Source organism: Herbaspirillum sp. meg3 (genome assembly GCF_002257565.1).
In the GTDB taxonomy this organism is placed as follows: Bacteria; Pseudomonadota; Gammaproteobacteria; order Burkholderiales; family Burkholderiaceae_D; genus Herbaspirillum.
Genome location: NZ_CP022736.1, coordinates 298042 through 317018, shown reverse-complemented (window position 1 = coordinate 317018; position 18977 = coordinate 298042). Strand labels below are relative to the sequence as shown.

General features: G+C 56.8%; 17 protein-coding genes. 6 read left to right on the top strand and 11 right to left on the bottom strand.

Annotation, left to right across the window (positions count from 1 at the left end; all coding sequences use genetic code 11):
* Positions 1 to 92 precede the first annotated feature (92 nt).
* Both hmeg3_RS01430 and hmeg3_RS01425 read left to right on the top strand, forming a co-directional pair.
* Entirely contained in the window at positions 93 to 971 is an 879-nt protein-coding gene (locus tag hmeg3_RS01430; protein ID WP_094562148.1) for a LysR family transcriptional regulator, read from the top strand.
* Positions 972 to 1200: 229 nt separating this feature from the next.
* Positions 1201 to 1569, top strand: a complete 369-nt coding sequence (locus tag hmeg3_RS01425; RefSeq protein WP_094562147.1) for a hypothetical protein — start codon at positions 1201 to 1203, stop codon at positions 1567 to 1569.
* Between the two features lie 45 nt (positions 1570 to 1614).
* Here the strand turns inward: hmeg3_RS01425 and hmeg3_RS01420 are convergent, their stop codons facing one another.
* Positions 1615 to 2358, bottom strand: a complete 744-nt coding sequence (locus hmeg3_RS01420; RefSeq protein ID WP_094562146.1) for a helix-turn-helix transcriptional regulator — start codon at positions 2356 to 2358, stop codon at positions 1615 to 1617.
* Between the two features lie 172 nt (positions 2359 to 2530).
* Between hmeg3_RS01420 and hmeg3_RS01415 the strand changes: the two genes are divergently transcribed.
* The 3 genes from hmeg3_RS01415 (at position 2531) to hmeg3_RS01405 (ending at position 4364) form a co-directional block, all read left to right on the top strand.
* Entirely contained in the window at positions 2531 to 2977 is a 447-nt protein-coding gene (locus hmeg3_RS01415) for a hypothetical protein (RefSeq protein ID WP_094562145.1), read from the top strand.
* A 48-nt stretch (positions 2978 to 3025) separates the two neighbouring features.
* Positions 3026 to 3811 (top strand): DUF2145 domain-containing protein, encoded by a 786-nt coding sequence (locus hmeg3_RS01410; protein ID WP_094562144.1) that lies wholly within the window; start codon positions 3026 to 3028, stop codon positions 3809 to 3811.
* Positions 3812 to 4079: 268 nt separating this feature from the next.
* Complete coding sequence (locus hmeg3_RS01405) at positions 4080 to 4364, top strand: DUF4148 domain-containing protein (protein WP_094562143.1); 285 nt, start codon at positions 4080 to 4082, stop codon at positions 4362 to 4364.
* A gap of 1072 nt (positions 4365 to 5436) precedes the next feature.
* On the opposite strand, the gene hmeg3_RS01400 is transcribed toward hmeg3_RS01405, so the two are convergent.
* From hmeg3_RS01400 to hmeg3_RS01365, 8 genes are all read right to left on the bottom strand, one after another.
* The gene (locus hmeg3_RS01400; protein ID WP_094562142.1) at positions 5437 to 6882 is read right to left on the bottom strand and encodes an FAD/NAD(P)-binding protein; all 1446 of its coding nucleotides are present in this window, start codon (positions 6880 to 6882) and stop codon (positions 5437 to 5439) included.
* A gap of 8 nt (positions 6883 to 6890) precedes the next feature.
* On the bottom strand, positions 6891 to 7838 hold the full coding sequence (locus hmeg3_RS01395; RefSeq protein ID WP_094562141.1) for a TauD/TfdA family dioxygenase: 948 nt from the start codon (positions 7836 to 7838) through the stop codon (positions 6891 to 6893).
* Positions 7839 to 8049: 211 nt separating this feature from the next.
* Complete coding sequence (locus hmeg3_RS01390; RefSeq protein ID WP_094562140.1) at positions 8050 to 9825, bottom strand: sensor domain-containing diguanylate cyclase; 1776 nt, start codon at positions 9823 to 9825, stop codon at positions 8050 to 8052.
* A gap of 208 nt (positions 9826 to 10033) precedes the next feature.
* Positions 10034 to 11749 (bottom strand): methyl-accepting chemotaxis protein, encoded by a 1716-nt coding sequence (locus hmeg3_RS01385; RefSeq protein WP_094566075.1) that lies wholly within the window; start codon positions 11747 to 11749, stop codon positions 10034 to 10036.
* Between the two features lie 338 nt (positions 11750 to 12087).
* Entirely contained in the window at positions 12088 to 13302 is a 1215-nt protein-coding gene (locus hmeg3_RS01380; RefSeq protein WP_094562139.1) for a porin, read from the bottom strand.
* Positions 13303 to 13599: 297 nt separating this feature from the next.
* Positions 13600 to 13854, bottom strand: coding sequence for a type II toxin-antitoxin system YoeB family toxin (locus hmeg3_RS01375; protein ID WP_157739186.1), 255 nt, complete (start codon positions 13852 to 13854; stop codon positions 13600 to 13602).
* A gap of 7 nt (positions 13855 to 13861) precedes the next feature.
* Complete coding sequence (locus tag hmeg3_RS01370) at positions 13862 to 14104, bottom strand: hypothetical protein (protein WP_094562137.1); 243 nt, start codon at positions 14102 to 14104, stop codon at positions 13862 to 13864.
* Between the two features lie 202 nt (positions 14105 to 14306).
* Entirely contained in the window at positions 14307 to 14690 is a 384-nt protein-coding gene (locus tag hmeg3_RS01365) for a DUF4148 domain-containing protein (protein ID WP_094562136.1), read from the bottom strand.
* Positions 14691 to 15186: 496 nt separating this feature from the next.
* On the opposite strand from hmeg3_RS01365, the gene hmeg3_RS01360 reads away from it, so the two are divergent.
* Positions 15187 to 16383 (top strand): diguanylate cyclase, encoded by a 1197-nt coding sequence (locus tag hmeg3_RS01360; RefSeq protein WP_094562135.1) that lies wholly within the window; start codon positions 15187 to 15189, stop codon positions 16381 to 16383.
* A 54-nt stretch (positions 16384 to 16437) separates the two neighbouring features.
* Here hmeg3_RS01360 and hmeg3_RS01355 read toward each other — a convergent pair whose 3' ends face one another.
* Both hmeg3_RS01355 and hmeg3_RS01350 read right to left on the bottom strand, forming a co-directional pair.
* Positions 16438 to 17673 carry an ABC transporter substrate-binding protein gene (locus hmeg3_RS01355; RefSeq protein ID WP_094562134.1) on the bottom strand — a complete coding sequence of 412 codons (1236 nt, stop codon included), beginning with the start codon at positions 17671 to 17673 and terminating at the stop codon, positions 16438 to 16440.
* Between the two features lie 300 nt (positions 17674 to 17973).
* Complete coding sequence (locus tag hmeg3_RS01350; protein ID WP_094562133.1) at positions 17974 to 18897, bottom strand: alpha/beta hydrolase; 924 nt, start codon at positions 18895 to 18897, stop codon at positions 17974 to 17976.
* Positions 18898 to 18977: the final 80 nt, after the last annotated feature.

Here is an 18977-nt window from a genome sequence, read left to right as displayed (position 1 = left end):
CATATGATTCATTCCTAAAAAGAATAAAGAATGCCCAACCAGGATAAAATCACTGATCTACCCCAAAATATAAATTCCAAAAAGGAATAAAAATGGATCGTCTGAATGCAATGGCCACCTTCATCAACGTGGTCGAATCAGGCTCGTTCTCGGGTGCTGCTCGCCGTCTTGAGATCGGCCAGCCGGCCGTGTCGAAGACGATTGCGCAACTGGAAGAACGCCTTGGCGTGCGCCTGCTGCTGAGATCGACGCGCGGCCTGACGCCGACCGAGGCCGGCCAGCGGTTTTATGAACGGGCGATGCGCGCCATTGAAGAAGCAGATGAGGCCGAGCGCAGCGCACGCGACGCCGGCACCGGCTTGTCGGGGCCGCTGCGTGTTTGCGCAGCGGTGACTTTTACCCGCATACGCATCCTCCCTTATCTGAAACCCTTCCTCGACATGCATCCGCAGTTGAGCCTCGACATCGTGCTCGACGATCGCCACATCGACATGCTGGAAGAAGGTATCGACGTCGCGCTGCGCATGGGATCGCTCAGCGATTCCGGCATGACGGCGCGCAAGATTGCGCAGAACCCGCGCTCGGTCGTGGGTACGCCTGCCTACTTCGCCCAACATGGCATACCCGCGACGCCTGCGGATCTGACTTCCCACAACGCGGTCATTTACGGCCAGACCGGCAGCAGCTGGGAATTCCGGCGCGGCAGCACCGAGGTGTCCGTTGCCGTCAACGGCCGTATCAAGGTCAATGCCGCCGAAGGCGTACGCGCCGCCGTACTGGCCGACATGGGTCTGGCGATTTCGTCGGAATGGATGTTCGAGCCGGAACTGGCGAGCGGCGCACTGCAACGCGTGCTGACAGAGTGGCAATTGCCGGCAATGGATTTGTGGGCCGTGTATCCCGGCGGACGCATGGCCAGCGCAAAGGCGCGTGCTTTTATCGCCTATGTTGAGGAATTGCTATCACCCTGATACAAAAAATTTTGGCTGCACAACATGCCTGCGCATCAACATATCGTGGCGTAATATACTCACCGATATTCAATACCAGTAAGGCTTTCAACCTGATCTTCATGCTCCATGCAGGATAACAATATTACCCTGCGGATTCACTTTGGCGACGACCAACCTTCTCATCAGGATTTCTCTGATGTTGTGGATTTTATATGTCGAATAGAGTGGGTTCAACGGAGGGAAAATCATGAAGAAAATCCATATCGCACTAACACTGGTGATCCTCGCAGGAGGCTACATGAACTGGGTCAGGGCCGTGCACGCCGCAGCGTCCGGGCAACTTGGCGTATCGGCAATGGTGGCAGAACGATGCCGGGTCGATTTCAGTGAAGGCAGCGCCGACTACTTCCAGTCGTGCTCCAGCATTGACGTCAAGGCATCGGAAAAAGCCAGCAACGTTCTCGGTGAACTCATCGCCGTCGACGCAACCGCTGATCCGTATTATCTCGACCGCGTTCCTGAATCGATGGCAATGACAGCACCCAGCTCGCAACCCCAGTCCACTGCAGCAGCCCGACGCGCGGGCGCACCCAAAGTCGTCACGATCAACTACTGATCGTTGAGGGCTGCGCCCAGAGCACTATCGAGCGTCACCGGTACATCACTTGCTTTGCTTGCGCTGGAAGGCCTTGAACGCTTCCGGCGTCCAGGGCCGCACCGCCATGATGAGACTGGTACCGAAGCGCTGCTCAAGCGGCAGCCCCAGATCCTGATGATGCAGGGCCGAGAACTCGGCGCCAAGACGGCGCATGTGCTGCTGAACGACGTCATTGCTGGCATGTGAAAGCATGCCGCTGACCATCGTCATCTTTTCGCCCTTGCCGTCGAAGCGTGAATTGAAAAAGTCGTTTTTCAGCTGCGCGCGAAAATACTGCTGGATAGGACCGCCCGGCAGCCATTGAAAGTCCGGCGCCACACGCACCCTGATTTTGTTGTTGGGCAGCAGATCGATGATGCCCAGTTTGTCCAGACGTGCCAGCAGACGGATGCTTTCGGCTTTTGTGAATGCGAAAGCGTCGATGATCTCGTCCAGCGTCCAATGATTGACCGCATGCACTGCCACCAGCAATAGCCGCGGGTCGGCGACCAGCTTGCCCTCTTGCTCGTGCGTCAGCTGCACGGGCGCGGCCGACTCATGCGCCACCATGCGCGCCAGATCGCTGATCTGTATGTTCAGCAGCGAACAGATCTGATCGAAGCGCTCCAGCGTAAAACTCTTCTCGGCGAACACGCGTTTTACGCTCGCTTCGCTCAAGCCCAATCCCTTCCCTAATTTGGCATAAGTGACGCCACGTGCTTTCAGTACGTTTTTCAGTGCGCCGATGAGCGCGTCTGCCTGGGCCATGCTGTTCTCTCTGGAGAGTAATGTGGGGTGATCGGCGAATAGTATCGTATTTCGATACTTACCCATTCATTAACCGATTCTATCCATGTCATTTACACACATTTCAATACCGTTGCTACAGTCTGCCTGCGCTCAACGAGGCGCTCCCGCAAACTCAACAAGAGAGAACAACATGAACAAGTCGACACAGTCCTTCGCCAATCCATCCCCTTCTTTTTCTTTCATCCGTGCTGTTGTACTGAGCTGCGCGCTGTCATTCAGCCTGCTGTCCAACCCGGCCGCTGCGCAATCCACTGCCAGCGATGCCTCGGCCATCTCGGTTGTGGCATCCGTGGTGGCGCCGGCGATGTTTATTTCCGAAGGTGGTGAATACCTGGTCAAGGGCGTAGAAGCATCAGGCAAGGCCTCGGTCTATGTGCTGGAAAAAATCGGTACCGGCGTGCGCGGCTCCGTCACTGTCACGACAAATGTGAGCGGCGCTGTGTCGATCGGCGTGGGCGCCAGCATCAAGGCCACGGCGACCTCGGCAGGCATGTTGCTGGTCAGTGCAGGACAAGTGCTGGCGATCATCCCCAACGAGCTGGGCAAGGCACTCATGAAGAGCAAGAAAATTTCCTGATCGTTTCCTCTAAACATAATCAATCACGCAACCAAAAGAGAGAACAACATGTACAAGAAACTCTTGCTCGCCACCGCGACTGCCCTGTCACTATTCCTGCCTGCGATCACCCATGCAGGCCAGGGATGCGAACAAAAACCACCGGCCGTCGGCATGGTCACCAAAGGCATCGCGATGGCGGTCAAGACTGTCGAACAGCTTGACGCCAGCGGCGCGGAGGTGGTCATCATCGGCCGCGCAGGACAAGACCTGAGCAAATACAACCAACACTATTCACATCTTGGTTTTGCCTACAAGGACAATGGCAACTGGACCATCGTCCATAAACTGAACGAGTGCGATACCGCGATCAGCAATATCTATGAACAGGGGATGGGACAGTTTTTTCTCGATGACCCGTTCCGCTTTGAAACGGCAATCGCCATACCGACGCCGGAGGTGCAACAGCGCCTGCGCGCCGTACTCACTGATTCGCAAAAAGTGCTGACCGAACACACGCCCGGCTACAACATGCTGTCCTATGTCTGGAGCACGAAATATCAACAGTCCAATCAATGGGTATTGGAAACCCTTGCGATGGCGCAAGAACCAAGCATCCGCAATCGGGAACAGGCTCAGGCCTGGCTGAAGTTCAAAGGCTATGAACCCACGGTGCTGACACTGGGTCCGATGACGCGTCTGGGTGGAAGGATGTTCAAAGCCAATATTGCCTTCGACGATCATCCCAACGAGAAACGTTTCAGTGATCGTATTGAAACCATCGGTGCAGATTCTGTATTCGCGTTTCTGGAACAATCGGGATTGCAGCTCTCCCGCATCGTCATCAGCCTCTGAACAACATCGCCGCAACGCCACTCCTGGCGCGGCGATGCGGCGACAGAACCCATTCAGACCGCATCATTTTCAGCACCCGCCAACGCCCTTCAGTTAGACGATCTGCTTATATCAGTCATTCTATTTTCGGATAACGCTGAAATATCTGGTTGCAAAACAAAACTCCGATCCCAGATCGGTACTGAGCCCAAATGAACCACTTCCGGTTTCACTTCAAGCTTCACTTTTTTGCCTTATTTGCACTAACCATTTACTCAGAGAGAATAAAATGAACATCGCTAAAATTATCGCCGCTACAGCCCTGATCGCCGCCGCAGGTTCCGCGTTTGCTGAAACCCAATACCCGGTCGAAAAGCCTTTCGTTTCCACCAAGACTCGCGCTGAAGTCATCGCTGAAGTCAAACAAGCTGGTGGTGACCTCGGCCGTCGCAACTATCAAGAAACGTTCAACCCAACGCCAGTCGCGTCTTCCAAGACCCGCGCTGAAGTGCTTGCTGAACTGGGCCGCGGCGGCAACATCGCTCGCGCCAACTATATCGACACCACGCACTAATCGGCTGCCTCACATGCCGATGACAGATAGCCCGCTCCCGGCATGATGCCGCCGGCGGACTATCTCTGTTAATTTCCTCTTCTCTTTTTGCTGTTGTCTGCCGCGTCTTGCGCAGATAAGTACGCACGCCTTCTTGCAGTGATGCGATCTCCGCTTGCCGGGATTGCGATCTGCAACAAGTGCATTCGATCTCCCCTCACGCATTTTTTCTTCAATGTTTTGCTCCGTTTTTCGCGTAAGCAAAATCGTAAACAGTCGTTCCAAATTTCATGCCGGATTTTTATACTCGCTCTTCGCGCATGCGCTTGTGCACATTCGTTCACGCAGAAAAAATGCGGTGACGAATTGTGCAAAAAATTGCCAATGGCAAATCGCTGGCACGCCAATAAAAGTGTGATACATTCACCGACTTGCTCCACCTGGATTCGGGGAGTTACACCCCCGGCTTTGGTTATAACCGGCACCCTTATAAGAATAATCGACGATGAAATCGAACACCCCGGGCAGCAAAACTGGCGCCCACGCAACCCTCTTCGCGCAAGACATCAGTCTGGCGTGCCCACACTGCGGGCAACTCATGTTGCAGCTGTCTCCGGACGCGCGGCCAATACAAGAAAAGAAAGTCGCCTGCCCGTCATGTTGCAAACAGAGCAAGATGGCAAAACTGAAAACCAGCAGCGGCGACACTTATCAGCTTTACATCCGCCAGATCGATCCCAACGCGCGCATCGGCGTCTACAGTTACAAGAAATAAATTATTTGCAGGCCTGCACAGGCCAAACAAAAAAGCCCTTCACGTTGCCGTGAGGGGCTTTTTGAATTTGAGGAGCAAAAAAAGCGCCGATATGTGAGTAGATTCGCGCAGCCCAGTGCTATCTGCAAAGTGGCCGCGCTTTGAATCTGCTCACATGTCGACGCTAGCCGACATGAGGACGATGCTGCGGGAGTAAGCACCGTCTTGTTTCGCTACAACACGCAAATCATGAAGCAGAGAGGAGAGGTTTCACTATACCGTTCTCACCTCTTTGCTTCCAATAATCAATCCGAGTATGGATGCTCGGATTTGTCATGATCAGGCAGCGTCGCGCTCTTCCTCGACGACGTACTGTCCCGCGGCATCCAGCAGCGGCGCCAGCAACACTGCTTGCCGCAACAACTCGGCAATCGTGCCCGACTCAAACAGCACGCCGCGCAAGGGCAAGCCCATGGTGGAGATATGTTCCGATGCATTGCCGTCGACGCCGATTACCGCCAGCGTCTGAGGATCGGCATCAATTCCGAGGCCAAGCTCGCTCGGACGCACATACCCCCTTTCCAGCAAGCGTGCCAGCAGCGGTTGGCCGTTTACACGTTTCCATACATATTCAAAGCCGGTGCAATTGATGAGGGCATCGCTACGCAGGATCGTCGTTGCAGACTTCCCCCGCAGACGCACCGACACATCGAGCCGGCCGTCTCCAGCACCATGAACAGCAGTCGGTGTACCTGTATGCAGGAAAAGACGCCCGCTCGCTCGCACCGCTTCAAACACGTTGGCGCTCGGCGGGGGAACACGGTGCAGGAACATATCCCAGTAGGCACGCACGTGGCGCATGAATCGCTGCCGCTCGGCCAGCGAAGCTCCATGCCACAAGCGAGACAAGTGTGGTCGCACGGCAAGCACGACGCGCTGCCAGTCTTCGCCGGCCGCATTTGCCTTGTCAATCTGCGTACGCACCGCGCGCAACACGGAACGTACAGAGACCGGAGCCACAACATCCGTCAAAAACTCCGGCCAGGCTTGCGCCTCATTGCGGCCTACCGGCACCAATCCACGCCGTGACACGACGTGATAATTGCCCTGATAGCCACGCGCCTCCAGCGAGACCACGGCATCGATCATGGTCAGACTACTCCCTACCAGCAAAACATCCGCAACGCTCTTGAGCTTGTCGAGAGCATCCGGATTCCAGGGATCGGGCAGGTAGCGGCCATCGTCCAGCAAACTCTGCGCAATGGCAAATCCAGGCTGCGCTTTGAAGACCCCTGGGGCCAACAGCACATGATCGGCGATGAATTCACGTTGGACGTCAACCCTGAGCCGCACGCGGCCCTGTTCTTGCACGATGTCGTCGACACGCGCCAGAATATGCTCCAGCTCCACGCCGCAAGCAGCAGCATTCAATGCTTCCGCCAGCTCTTCGCGAATATAGTCGCCGTACAACCAGCGCGGTGCAAACGCCAGCAGCTTGTCGTCGAAGTCATTCCAGCCCGACCGGTTGGCGCGCACCTGCAACCAATCAGCAAAATGGTTGGGATTCTCAGGACGCAGACTGAAAGCTTTGGCTGGGCCATTCAAGCGATGACTGAAATCGGCCGTGCCGTACGCGACACCGCGCCCCAATTCAGGATTGGGATCAAAGATACGGATCAACAATGGCGTGCGCGCCTGCCGGATCAGACGAATCGCCGCCAATGTACCGGACATGCCACCGCCGATAATGGCTACCGAACGCTGAGGAATGACAACGTGTGACATCGCGGCCCTTACTCGACGCTGTGAGCGACGACCGGTTTCCCCTCAATGCTGACCGAGGACTTTCCGTCCGGACCAACGGGCACATCACCAACGAGGGTAATGCGATACAGCTGGCGCTCGAAATCAGTATCGTAAATATCGACCGGAGCCAGATGCGCCGTGGAACGGTTGTCCCAGAAGGCCAGTGATCCCTCTTCCCATTTGAAGCGCACCGTGTATTCGGGACGCACGACATGTTCGAACAGCAGTGCCAGCAACTGTTCGCTCTCGCGAGGATGCAAGCCGACGATATTTTTCAGGAATCCAGGGCTGACATACAGCGCCTTCTCACCGGTCTCGGGATGCACGCGCACCAGTGGATGATGACTGACCAGCGGCGTTGCTGCGACCTTGTTGACGAAATCTTGCGTAGCGCGATTGCCCTCCGGCGGCGTAAAGCGATGCTCGCCCTGCAAGGTATCGACGAAAGCCCGCAAGGCCGGCGAGAGTCCCTGGTAGGCTGCGACCAGATTGGTCCATTGCGTATCGCCGCCATACTGAGGAATCGTCACACCACGCAAGATTGACGCCGCCGGTGGATTGATTGCGGCAGTGACATCGGTGTGCCATCCGGTCCATGGCCGCACCAGACGAGGGCCGTTAAAGCGATTTTTGAAGCGGTCGCGTCCGACAGAATAAATCTCAGGATGACCCGGCTCGTAGCCAAATACCGGATGCCCAACGGTCAGATCGCCGAACTGCTTTCCAAACGCGACATGTTGTGTGTGACTCAATGGCTGGTCGCGGAAGAAGACCACTTTCCATTGCAACAAAGCCGCACGGATCTCTGCAATGGTCGTTGCATCAAGAGGCGCACTCAGGTCGACGCCGGAAATCTCAGCACCAATATGTACGGCTTGTGGCTTAACAACAATTTTTTCGTAAATCGGAACAGTCTTGCCTGCTATCGCGTTCATGTCGCCTCCGGTCATCGCTGAAAACCATATCGCGGTGGCCGGATATGGGATGTGCAAACGATTATAGGAAGCGCGGTTCAGGCGAGTCCAAGAAGGAATTCGCATAACTTTAGAAGACAAATTGCCATCAATCAGACCGAGGCTACATGCCGTGATGTTCAATCAGGCGATTATTCCCGACTGCACAAGCTGGTTTTCACCGACTGCATCATCAACGATGATCGCGTCCGCCATCTTTCTCATTCTTGCGGCCGGCGGCCTTGTCTTCGTACATGCCGTGATCGGCGAGCTTGATCAATGTTTCGGCATCCTTGCCGTCTTGCGGATAAAAGGACACGCCGATGGAAGCGCCGACCGTCATGCCTTCTGCACCTTGGACTTCCATCAGGCATTCCAGCGGCGGCGCCAGTACATCCTCGATCTTCTTCCGGACTTTGTCGGCAAACGCCGCTTCGGCAATGCCCCAGAACACCAGCACGAATTCATCACCGCCGAAACGCGCCACCACATCGTCCTCGCGCATGATGGTGCGCAGGCGCCGACCGACTTCGATCAGCGTGAGATCGCCGTATTCATGGCCAAGCTTGTCGTTAATTGCCTTGAAGCGGTTGAGGTCAATGAACATGACGGTGAACTGTTCAAACAACTCGGTGGCACGACGACCGCGTTTGTGTACCGCGGCATCGAGGTAGCGCAGCAAGGCGGCGCGGCTGGTGACGCCGGTAAGCTTGTCGGTGCTGAGTTCGCTTTGCATCTGCATGAAACTGTCCGCGAGCTGGCCGATCTCATCGCGCCGCTCGATCTTCAATGCGACGTTCATCTGGCCTTTGCCGATGCGTGCCGCTGCACGTGACAGACGCCGCACATCACGCACGACCCAGTGCACCACGCTCAGTCCCAGCAGCAAGGCAATGATGACTGCAAATACGGCAATCACGACAGTCCAGCGTGCATTCTTGTCGAGCGTATCGAGGAAGTCACCGCGCGGTACAGCAATCACCGTGACCCACGATAGACCGGCGTTATCGCGCACCCATGAATAGGAGGCATAGATCGTTTCGTTATCCGGCCCCTGGAAGGTGAAGGTGCTGTTGGTGCCACCAACATTTTCTTCTTCGGCGAGATGCTGTTGCAGGGTGGTGTAGGCGCTGCGGATAATCTGATTCTGACTGGCATCGGCGCGCAAACGCCCCACCTGACCTTGCTTGTCGGTGTAAATATTTTCACCGCTGGACGATGCGATGAGGTTGCCGTTCGACTCCATGATGAAGGCAACGCCACGTGCGCTGACGTGCAGATCGCGAATGAAATCATTGAGCGCCTTGAGTGACACGTCCGTGGCAATCACACCTTCGAATTGACCGTTTTTTGACAAGACGCGGCGGGATCGGGTGGCAACCAGATCCTTGTCCCAATAGTTGATATAAATCTCGCTCCAGGCGTCGCGATCGCTGTTTTGACCTGCGGCATACCAAGGGCGCGTGCGAGGATCAAATTTGGTCTCGTCGTTCTTGGGCATGCTGAGCTGCCCGCCGATGCTGTCGAAACGATAAGCGCTGCGATATCCGGCGGCAGCACGCTTGACACGTAGCTCTGCATCGTCCGGAGCAAAGCGGAACAAACCCACGAAGTCGCCGCTGCGGTTGCCGTAGAAGACGTAGTTGTTGAGTTCCGGATGCATGGATGTCGCACTCCAGAAACGAGCGCGCATAGCATCAAGATCGGTATTGATATCGGGCGCCGCCGGCAGGCCGCGCGGGTACGCCGATTCGAGCACTGAGGTAGCGCCGTCGATATGACGCTGCACCGTCAGCGCAACGCGGTCGGCAGTCTGATCGAGCATTTGCTCGGCCACCGAAACCACGGCATGCCGCCCGGCGAAATAAGAAAGTAACCCAACCAGCAGCGACAGCGCGAGGATCAGGACGACAAACGGCAAGATCAACACCTTCGCCAGCGAAGATGATGAGCGGAGTATATGGATCATGGGCCGTCCCTGTTTTTGTGTTTATTTGTATCTGTTCTATTGATTCCTGATGTGTACGCCTTTGGCAGGTAAACACCCCTCCAATATTATCGGCAGCAGGATGTTCGAAATGAAGTGGTGCCGAAAGGAAATTTTCAGCTCAAAAGAAAGCACCCAGTCGGCTGCCATGTTGCATGGCGCGCGCGGGGTGCAGATAGAACTTGCCGGATCAGGCGCGCTTGCGATGATCACCCAGTTGCGGGGCAGGATTGACAATATGGATGCCAAGCGGACGCAGCGGCACGATGTTGCCGGCGCCCACTGCGGAAACAACGTGCGTGCCGGGCGCTTCCAGACTGAACACACCGACAGCATGGTTGAGGCTGGCGGCCTGATCCTGCAAGGTGCCGACGGCGGCGCTGGCTTGTTCCACCAGGGCGGCGTTTTGCTGGGTAACCTGATCCATCAGCGCAATCGCGCGGTGTACTTCTTCAATGCCGATACTTTGCTCATGGCTGGCGGCCGAGATTTCGCCCATCACGTCAGTGACACGCTTCACGCTGGCGACGATCTGCTCCATCGTGTCGCCGGCTTGCTCGACCAGCTTGGTGCCGGTGTCGACTTTTTCCACCGAATCATCAATCAGGTGCTTAATCTCTTTCGCTGCGGCCGAGCTGCGTTGCGCCAGGCTGCGCACTTCCGTCGCAACCACCGCAAAACCACGCCCCTGTTCGCCGGCACGGGCTGCTTCTACCGCTGCGTTCAGGGCCAGGATGTTGGTCTGGAAAGCGATGCCATCGATCACACCGATGATGTCAACGATCTTGCGTGACGAGGTATTAATCGAGTCCATGGTCTGCACCACCTGGCCGACAATCGCGCCACCTTGTTGAGCGATTTCAGATGCGTTGCGTGCCAGTTCATTGGCTTGACGGGCGTTATCGTCGTTCTGCTTCACGGTCGACGTCAGCTCTTCCATTGCCGAAGCAGTCTCTTCCAGCGAGGCAGCCTGGTCTTCGGTGCGCGCCGCGAGGTCACGGTTGCCTTCGGCGATCTGGCTGCTGATTTCGGTCACGCCGGCGGCGGCATCGCGCACTTCGCTGACGGTATTGCGCAGGTTGCTGCTCATTTCCGACAAAGCGGCCATGATGCTGGTGCGCGCAGCGCCGTCCTTACCGGTATCCACAGCATGATAGAGTTCACCGCGATCGACGGCGAAGGCGAGTTCTTTGACGTCATCCGGTTCGGCCCCCAGAGCGCGGCGGATATAACGCGTGATCAGTGTTGCCAGCACCACGCCGGCCACCATCGCCACGGCCAGGAAAGTCAGCATCAGCGCCTGGAAGCCATGCGCCAGATTGCGTGCACGAGCCGATTCGGCCTGCGTCATCTGTTCTTCCAGATCGATCAGTTTGTTGATCGAGGCCAGCCATTCGGTAAAGGCCGGCTTGCCTTGCTGCAGCATGATCTGACGCGCACCGTCAGTGTCACCGCCGGTACGCGCAGCGATGATCTTTTGCACCAGCGGCATGGCGCGCGCTTCGATGGCTTTGATGGATTCCAGATCGGCGCGCTCTTCCGGGCGCACTTTCTTGCCCTTCTCACCGGCGAAGAGGGCGTCGAGCGGCTTGGCCGATTGCTGGTAGTCGTTATCCAGTTTGTTGATCAGCCCGATGACGTCTTTCACTTCGCCGTCGCCCACCAGCGTCAGGTCGCGCAAGGCGATGGCGCGGTCATGCACGCTGCCGCGAAAGTTGATGGCGTAGCGCTGCTTGACGTTGTTATCGTCGCTGATGGTGCTGAGGCTGCCCTCGATAGAATTGACCTTCATGATGCTGAGGATGGTCAGCGCCAACATCATGGCCAGCACGATGGCAAAGCTGATGCCGAGGCGGGCCGCCACGCTGATGGCGGTTCCTTTGGCAGGCCGAGATGGATTGTTCATGTGAAGCTCCCTGAAGTTTGGCGCCGATCCGATGACCGGCGCAGTATTTTTCTTGCCTGCGATCCGCATTCCTGTGTGGCTGGATCTGGACATGAGGCAATGTTATTGAAAAACAAGCTTTAGGGAAAATTGATAGTCTTCATCAGTCCAATAGCTTTCACCGGTACATAGGCAGCATGCGGCTTATAGCGGGTTGCCGGCAGACATTGCAGCAAACATGGCCGAAAAAAAAGCGCCGGTCAGTGATTGACCGGCGCTTTTCCGAGGCGAGCTGTTGCGCTTGCCTCCCCTTGGGGAAGGATCTCAATACAGGATCTTCAACCGCTTCTATACAGAGATCAGAAGTTGTGGATGATGCCGACGTTGAGTGCGTTCTGGCTGTTGTCCGCGCCAGGTACGCTGGAGCTGTTCACACCGACGTTGTACATATCGGATGCGCGCAGGTTGCGGTAGATACCGTACAGCGTGGTGCGCTTGGACAAGGCGTATTTGGCGCCGAGGTTCAGCTGAGTCATCTTGCCGTTGGCGGCGTTGACGAAGTTTACGCGGGCGTACTGCACGCTGCCGAGCAAGGACAAGGACGGTGTCAGCGCGTAGTTCACACCGACGTCGAAGATGTTGGTCTTGTCGTTATTGATGCCGCCGACAGCAAACTGCGCCGTGGTGTCACCTGTGAAGCTGGCTGCCGATGCGGCCGAGAACGACGATGCGCTGCCGGCTTGTGCCAGCGGCAACTTCACTTGTGACCATGAACCGTGCAGCTTGGCTGCGCCGAGCTGGTAGCTGGCAGCCAGCGTCCAGGTCTTCAGGCAGGTGTCGCCGACATTACCCGCGCCGGTCGCGCAAGTGGTCGCGGACGACGAGTTGACGTCGCTCGAAGCCACAGCGCCGGTGGCGTTGCTGGCCTTTTTCGCCTGGAAGTAACCCAAGCCGATGCCGAACGGACCGTTGGCATAGGCACCGCCAATGCCGTAAGACTGACCGGTGGAAGTCGAACCGGCGGTTTCGCCGAAGCCGTAGATCACGCTGCCGTAGAAGCCGTTGACGTTCGGTGTGTTGTAGCGAATCGAGTTGTTGACGCGTTCGCCGTTGGTGCGGTCCAGATCCTTGGCGTGGACATTGCTGACCATGCCGCCCAGATCCTCGATGGTGGTGAAGGCGGCGATGTCGTCGATGAAGTCCTTCTGACGGCCGAGCAGCACCGCACCGAAGTTGCCGGACAGGCCGACGGTAGCGGTACGGCCGAACAGCGTGCCGTTTTGTGCCGCTGCGCCGGTGTCGACGTTGAAGCCGTTTTCCAGATTGAACAGGGCTTTCAGGCCACCGCCGAGGTCTTCGCTACCCTTGAAGCCCAGACGGGAACCCTTGATGGCGCCCGAATCAACACCAGCGCGGTTGCCGGTTGCGCGGCCTGTGCCGGTTGCCACTTTGCTGTTGTAGCCGACGCTGGCATCGATGATGCCGTAGATCGTGACCGAGCTTTGAGCATGGGCCATGCTCGCAAACGAACCGAGCGAACTCATAACCGCCAGCGCCAAAAGAGACTTTCTCATTTTTCAGAACTCCAATAATTGTTGATCCAATATTGATCGATCGAGGTGTTGCGAAAACACGACCAAATCGATGCTTCTCGACGGAAATTGCAAGAAGACTTTATTTATTTAAACAAATAATGGAATTTAAAACAAAGATTTATTTTTAAATTTACTAAAACAGCGACCCGATTGTATCTTTTACACAACTATCCCGACGCGACAAAACAGCAATACCCCGGCCAAAAGGCAGGGGCATTGCGTGATGCAGATACCTGAGTCGGATGTGTGGGGAGTCAGAGGAAAAACGGGCCGCGCTCAATAGTGGAAGCGGCACTGATGCACGATGATGTCGCCGTTCAGGCGCTCGAACACCACGCGATGCTCCGGCGACACGCGCACCGCGCTGAGTCCTTTCAGACTCAGCGGCAGGCTGGTCACCTGATGGCTCGGCAAGGCTTCGCCGTGCTTGAGCTTGTGCAGCACCTGACGGATCTTGCCGGCAAACGCGCTGTCGTTGGCATCCCAATAGGCGAGGTCTTCGGCAGCGCCCGGCGTGAGCAGCAGCTTCATGGCAGTCTCATTCAACGGCAGCCTCGACCAAGTAGTCGGCGCGTACCTGTTGCAGGCTCTGCTGCAGCCGTTCGGCATTCACGGAGGTAGCGAACAGGTGGACGATGTCTTGCATCGCACGCCAGGTGGACTCCTTCAGGATCATCAGGTTATCGCTGGAGTCGAGCGTCACCAGGATCTCGTCGGAGTCTGCCAGCTCCAACACTTCGTCCACATGGCCGGCCAGATAGTTTGCGCTCAGGGAATACATGCTTACCTCGATTTTATTGTGTGTTCGGAAGAATTCTTGTCTCCGCCTGCCTCACGACGGTACCGGCTTATGTGGTGTGCGGTGCGCGGCGTCGTGACGGCTTTTCCTCTTCGGCATCGTCGGGCGCTGTGCGCATGGACGAAGTCATCGGATTTTTGCTGTGCTGCTTGTCGGTCTGCTTTTCTCTTGCTTGCTGCTCTGCTCAATAACCGTGATACAGACCTTGCGGGTCGGGGTGCTTGTTGTACTCGACCAGCTCGGCCAGGACCTGGGCGCGGGTCTTGGTGGAGACGAACGGCGGTGCGTACGGATAGTCGGCATCGTTGACGTTCAGCTCACCGCTGGCACGGGCTTGCTCCAGCTCGGCGATGACCTGCGCACGGCTTTTGGTGGAAACGAATTTCGGTGCGGACGGATAGTCGGCGTCGCTGATGTTGAGCTCGCCGTTGGCGCGGGCCTGGATCAGTTCGGCCACGACTTCGGCGCGGGTTTTGGGAGTTGTGGACTGTGGATTGGGCGCGTCTGCTAGTACGGAACCGCTGAGAACGGTCAAAAGGAGAGCGGCCGCCAATTGATTGATAGCCATTTTTTTCTTTCGGTGATTGACGATGATTAACTACGAAGCGGCGGACCGGTGGTCATGAACACCCTTCGGCCCGCCTATCGATGAAGGGAGTTTGGTGCTGCTCATCGATGGACGTACTTTAATCTTTGCCAATAAGAGAATAAATGGCGGCACGGTAAAAACGTTATTCCGGAAACAGAAACAATCGAACGTTAAGAAATCAGGTATACGCGCGCGCTCATGCTCGTTGAATACCTTTATCGATCCTCAACCGAAATCAACGATTACCAAAGTAACCATCGGACTTATCCTGTCGTGGGAATACCTATTCCCCGGCGAAAACCATTTTGAACGGCGCCCGCGGCATGGTTATGCAAAGAAAGTATTGAAGCCGTGTTGAGGCTGGATTCATGCTCCTCCCACCGTTGTTGGGCATTACAATACCCGGCTGTATTTCGGCCGCTATCTTTCCCCCTCCCTTTTTCCAGCCACTTTCATCACTGTTTCACCACTGACCATGCTTACCGTCGTCTCCATCCTGACCACCACCGCGCTATTCAGCCTGGCAATGCTGCTGGTGCTGGGATCGCTGTTGCGGTCGCCGGTAGCAGGAGTACGCGACTGGTTTTTCGCCAATCTGGCGATGGTGATTTCACTGCCGCTGCTGGCGTTGCGCGGATCGATCCCCGATTTCATTTCCATCGTCATCGCCAACATCGTGTTGTCGACAGCCGGCGCCTTTTACTACGCAGGCTGTGCGCGCTTTCTCGGCCGCCCGATACCGTGGCTGCGCATGGGTATCGGCGTTGCCCTGGTGGGCGTCGCCATGGTGATCTGGCGTTACGTCGACGAGAATCTGGCCATGCGCGTGGCAGCCAGCACCGCATTCAACAGTATTGCCTGCGCCGCCATCAGCATGATCCTGGTGCGTCATCGACCGGTTGATCGCAGTCCTTACAATTTTTGGTTCGCCGCCGTACTGTCGTTAGTCTTTGCGGCCACACAGCTAACGCGGGGCTTGTATTTTCTGATGATGCCGCCGGATCAATCGGCGGCCATGCAGAACAATATCTGGAACATCGGCCTGCTGACCGTCGGGGCAGTGATCATGCCCACCATGACCATGGTCGCCGTAATGATGGTGCACGACGAGATGCTGTCCAAGGTTGAACATGCGCTGCATCACGACCATCTCACCGGCGCTTTATCCCGCAAGCGTTTCGAAACCGTTGTACGCAACGCGCTGGCGACGGCGCACCCCACCCGGCCGCTGAGTTTGCTGCTGATTGACCTCGATCATTTCAAGCGCATCAACGACAGTTGCGGCCATGCCGGAGGGGATGAGGTGCTGCGTGCGTTCGTGACGATGGCGCACGGCTTCATGCGCGCCGGCGATGCGCTCGGACGCCTGGGTGGAGAAGAATTTGGATTACTGTTGCCGGCAACGTCGCTGGTGGACGCTGCACATCGTGCAGAAGCGCTGCGGCTGCAAGCCGAGCAGCAGGTGGTGAACGGGGATTTCGGCAGCTGCCGTTACAGCATTAGTATCGGCATCGCAGCAGCGATACGTGAAGAAACCCCTGACCGTTTCAGCGCACGCGCCGATCGCGCCCTTTACATTGCCAAGAACAATGGGCGCAACCGGATCTCGTCAGGAGAAAATGCCTCGCCGGCGAACGACGCGAAGGACGCGAACAACGTTATACAAGCCTGACGCATCTGCATCTCTGCGCCGCCCCCGCGCGTCATACACCACTATTCGCCTGCCTCAATCTGCCGCACGCAGCTTCTTCACTTCCGCATCCGACGGCTGCAAACTGGCGCCGTCCACATAAACGAAACTGCTCATGATACCCTTGCCGTCCTTGACGCCGGTGCGACCGACGAAGGCGCCCAACGTGGACTGGTGATCCTGCGCGCGGTAGGTGATCGTCGCCACCGGCGTCTCGACCTTCAGACCGGAAAACGCCGCCGCCAGCTTGTCGGAATCGGCGCTGCCTGCTTTCTTCAAACCCGCGGCAATCGACATCAGTGCGCTATAGCCGACCAGCGATCCGTTACGCGGATAGTCGTTGTATTTCTTGCGATAAGCATCCACGAATTTCTTGTGTTCCGGCGTGTTGATGGCGTACCAGGGATAGCCGGTGACGAGCCAGTTGGCCGGTGCTTCGGCGCGCAGCGGATCCAGATATTCCGGCTCGCCCGACAGCATCGATACCACCTCACGTCCTTCGAACAGACCACGCGTATTGCCGTCACGCACGAACTTGCCGAGATCGGTGGCAAACAGGACGTTGAAGATCGCATCCGGCTTGGCGTCGGCCAGCGCCTGCGTCACTGCGCCCGCATCAATCTTGCCCAGCGGCGTGGCTTGTTCGGCGACAAATTCAACGTCCGGCTGCGCCGCTTTCATCAGCGTCTTGAAGCTGGCGACGGCGGACTGACCATACTCATAATTCGGATAGACGATGGCCCAGCGCTTCTTCTTCAGCTTGGCCGCATCCTTGACCAGCGACGCCACCAGCATGTAAGTCGAAGGACGCAGGCGGTAAGTGTATTTATTGCCGTTGTGCCAGACGATCTTGTCGGTCAGCGGCTCGGCCGCAAGAAAGAAAATTTTGCGCTGCTTGGCGTAATCAGTCAGCGCCAGACCTGTGTTGGAGAGAAACCCGCCAAACAGCAATGACACCTGCTCGCGCTTGACCAATTCTTCCGCCACGCGCACCGAGTCACCCGGATTGCCGTTGTCGTCGCGCGAAATCACTTCCAGTTTTTTACCGAGCACGCCGCCGCTGCCGTTGATTTCTTCCAGCGCCATTTCCCAGCCCTGGCGATACGGCTCAAGGAAAGCCGGCTGCGCCTTATAACTGTTGATCTCGCCGATCTTGATCGTCGCCTGCGCCGATGCGCCGGTGGAAAAACTCCCCGCAGCAAAAGCAAGGGCGGACGCAGCGATGGAGAATTGCAATGAGTAGGTGAAATTGAAGCGATTGCGCGAAGTCATGATGTCCTTCCCAGTAAAGACGACAAGTATAACGAGCGTCGGCAAAACGCACAGAAATCGGGGAAAAGCACAGTCATTATGGCCGGCCGCCTCCATCGCTGTAGCTCGGCATGTCGTCCTGGTGCGCCAGGTGATGTGCAGTACGGCACCATGATGGCTTAGGCACCAGTGGCGAATACGAAGACGCGCGTCTCGTTCGGCCAAGACGGCGCATTGACTTGTAACTGGAACGCAACGTCACCTGCACAGCGGATGGTTTGAACTGCTGATGCAGGCGCACCAATCCATTCAAGACAGGGATCAAACTTTCATCATGTCCAGGACTGCCTTAGAAAGGCTGTTATTCGCATCGTTCAGCGCTTCCGGAACTTCAAAGTGATTCTTGCCGGGAAGGACAAAACGTCCACGCAACTTTCCCATCCCCGCAAGAACAGTCGCAAACTCTCCGGCCTGTCGCTGGAATTCAGGACTCTCTTTGTCGCCATTCACGACCATCACCGGACACGCGATCTTGTCCAGATGACGCAGTGGACTCAGCGCCGCCACTTCGCCGGCCGATACCTTGACATAGCTGCTGCGCGCAGACAGCAACACCGGATACAACTCATACATGCCGCTCATCACGACTCCCGCCTTGATAAGATCCGCAGGTGCGCCGAGCGTGCTCCAATCCGTGGTCAGCAACACAGCGCTCAAATGGCCGCCGGAAGAATGGCCGGAGACAAAGATGCGCTGAGGATCACCGCCGAACCGGGCGATGTTGGCATGTATCCATAGCATGGCATTGCGGCATTGCGTCGCCATGTCGGGCAAACGCACCGCCGGAATATTGGCAAAATTGAGCGCGACATAGAGACACCCGTTGTCGACGAAGGTCGGCGCAGGTGCGGAGGAATCGTCCTTGCCGAGCGCACGCCATGCACCGCCGTGGACAAACACCATGACCGGCAGACCCTTCGCGCCTGCCGGTGCAAAGATGTCCAGGGTCTCAGCATCGCTGCTGCCGTAACGCTCCGTACGCGGAGGATATTGCTTGCGCACTGCCGCGCTGTCGGTGGCATAGCGTCCGATCACCTCAGCGGAATTCGGGGCCCAGTTGCGCTGATCATAGGCTTTATCCAATTCATCCTGGGTGTAGCCGAGAAAAGGATTGCCGGCAGAAAATGCGACAGATGGGACACCCAACAATGCTGCGACGGCAAGCGAAAAACGACGGCGATCCATGCCAGCTCCAAAGCGAGTCAATGAATAAGAAAGGACACCAAAAATGGTGTTGAAAAGCAGTGCCGGTAAGCAGGCTCTGC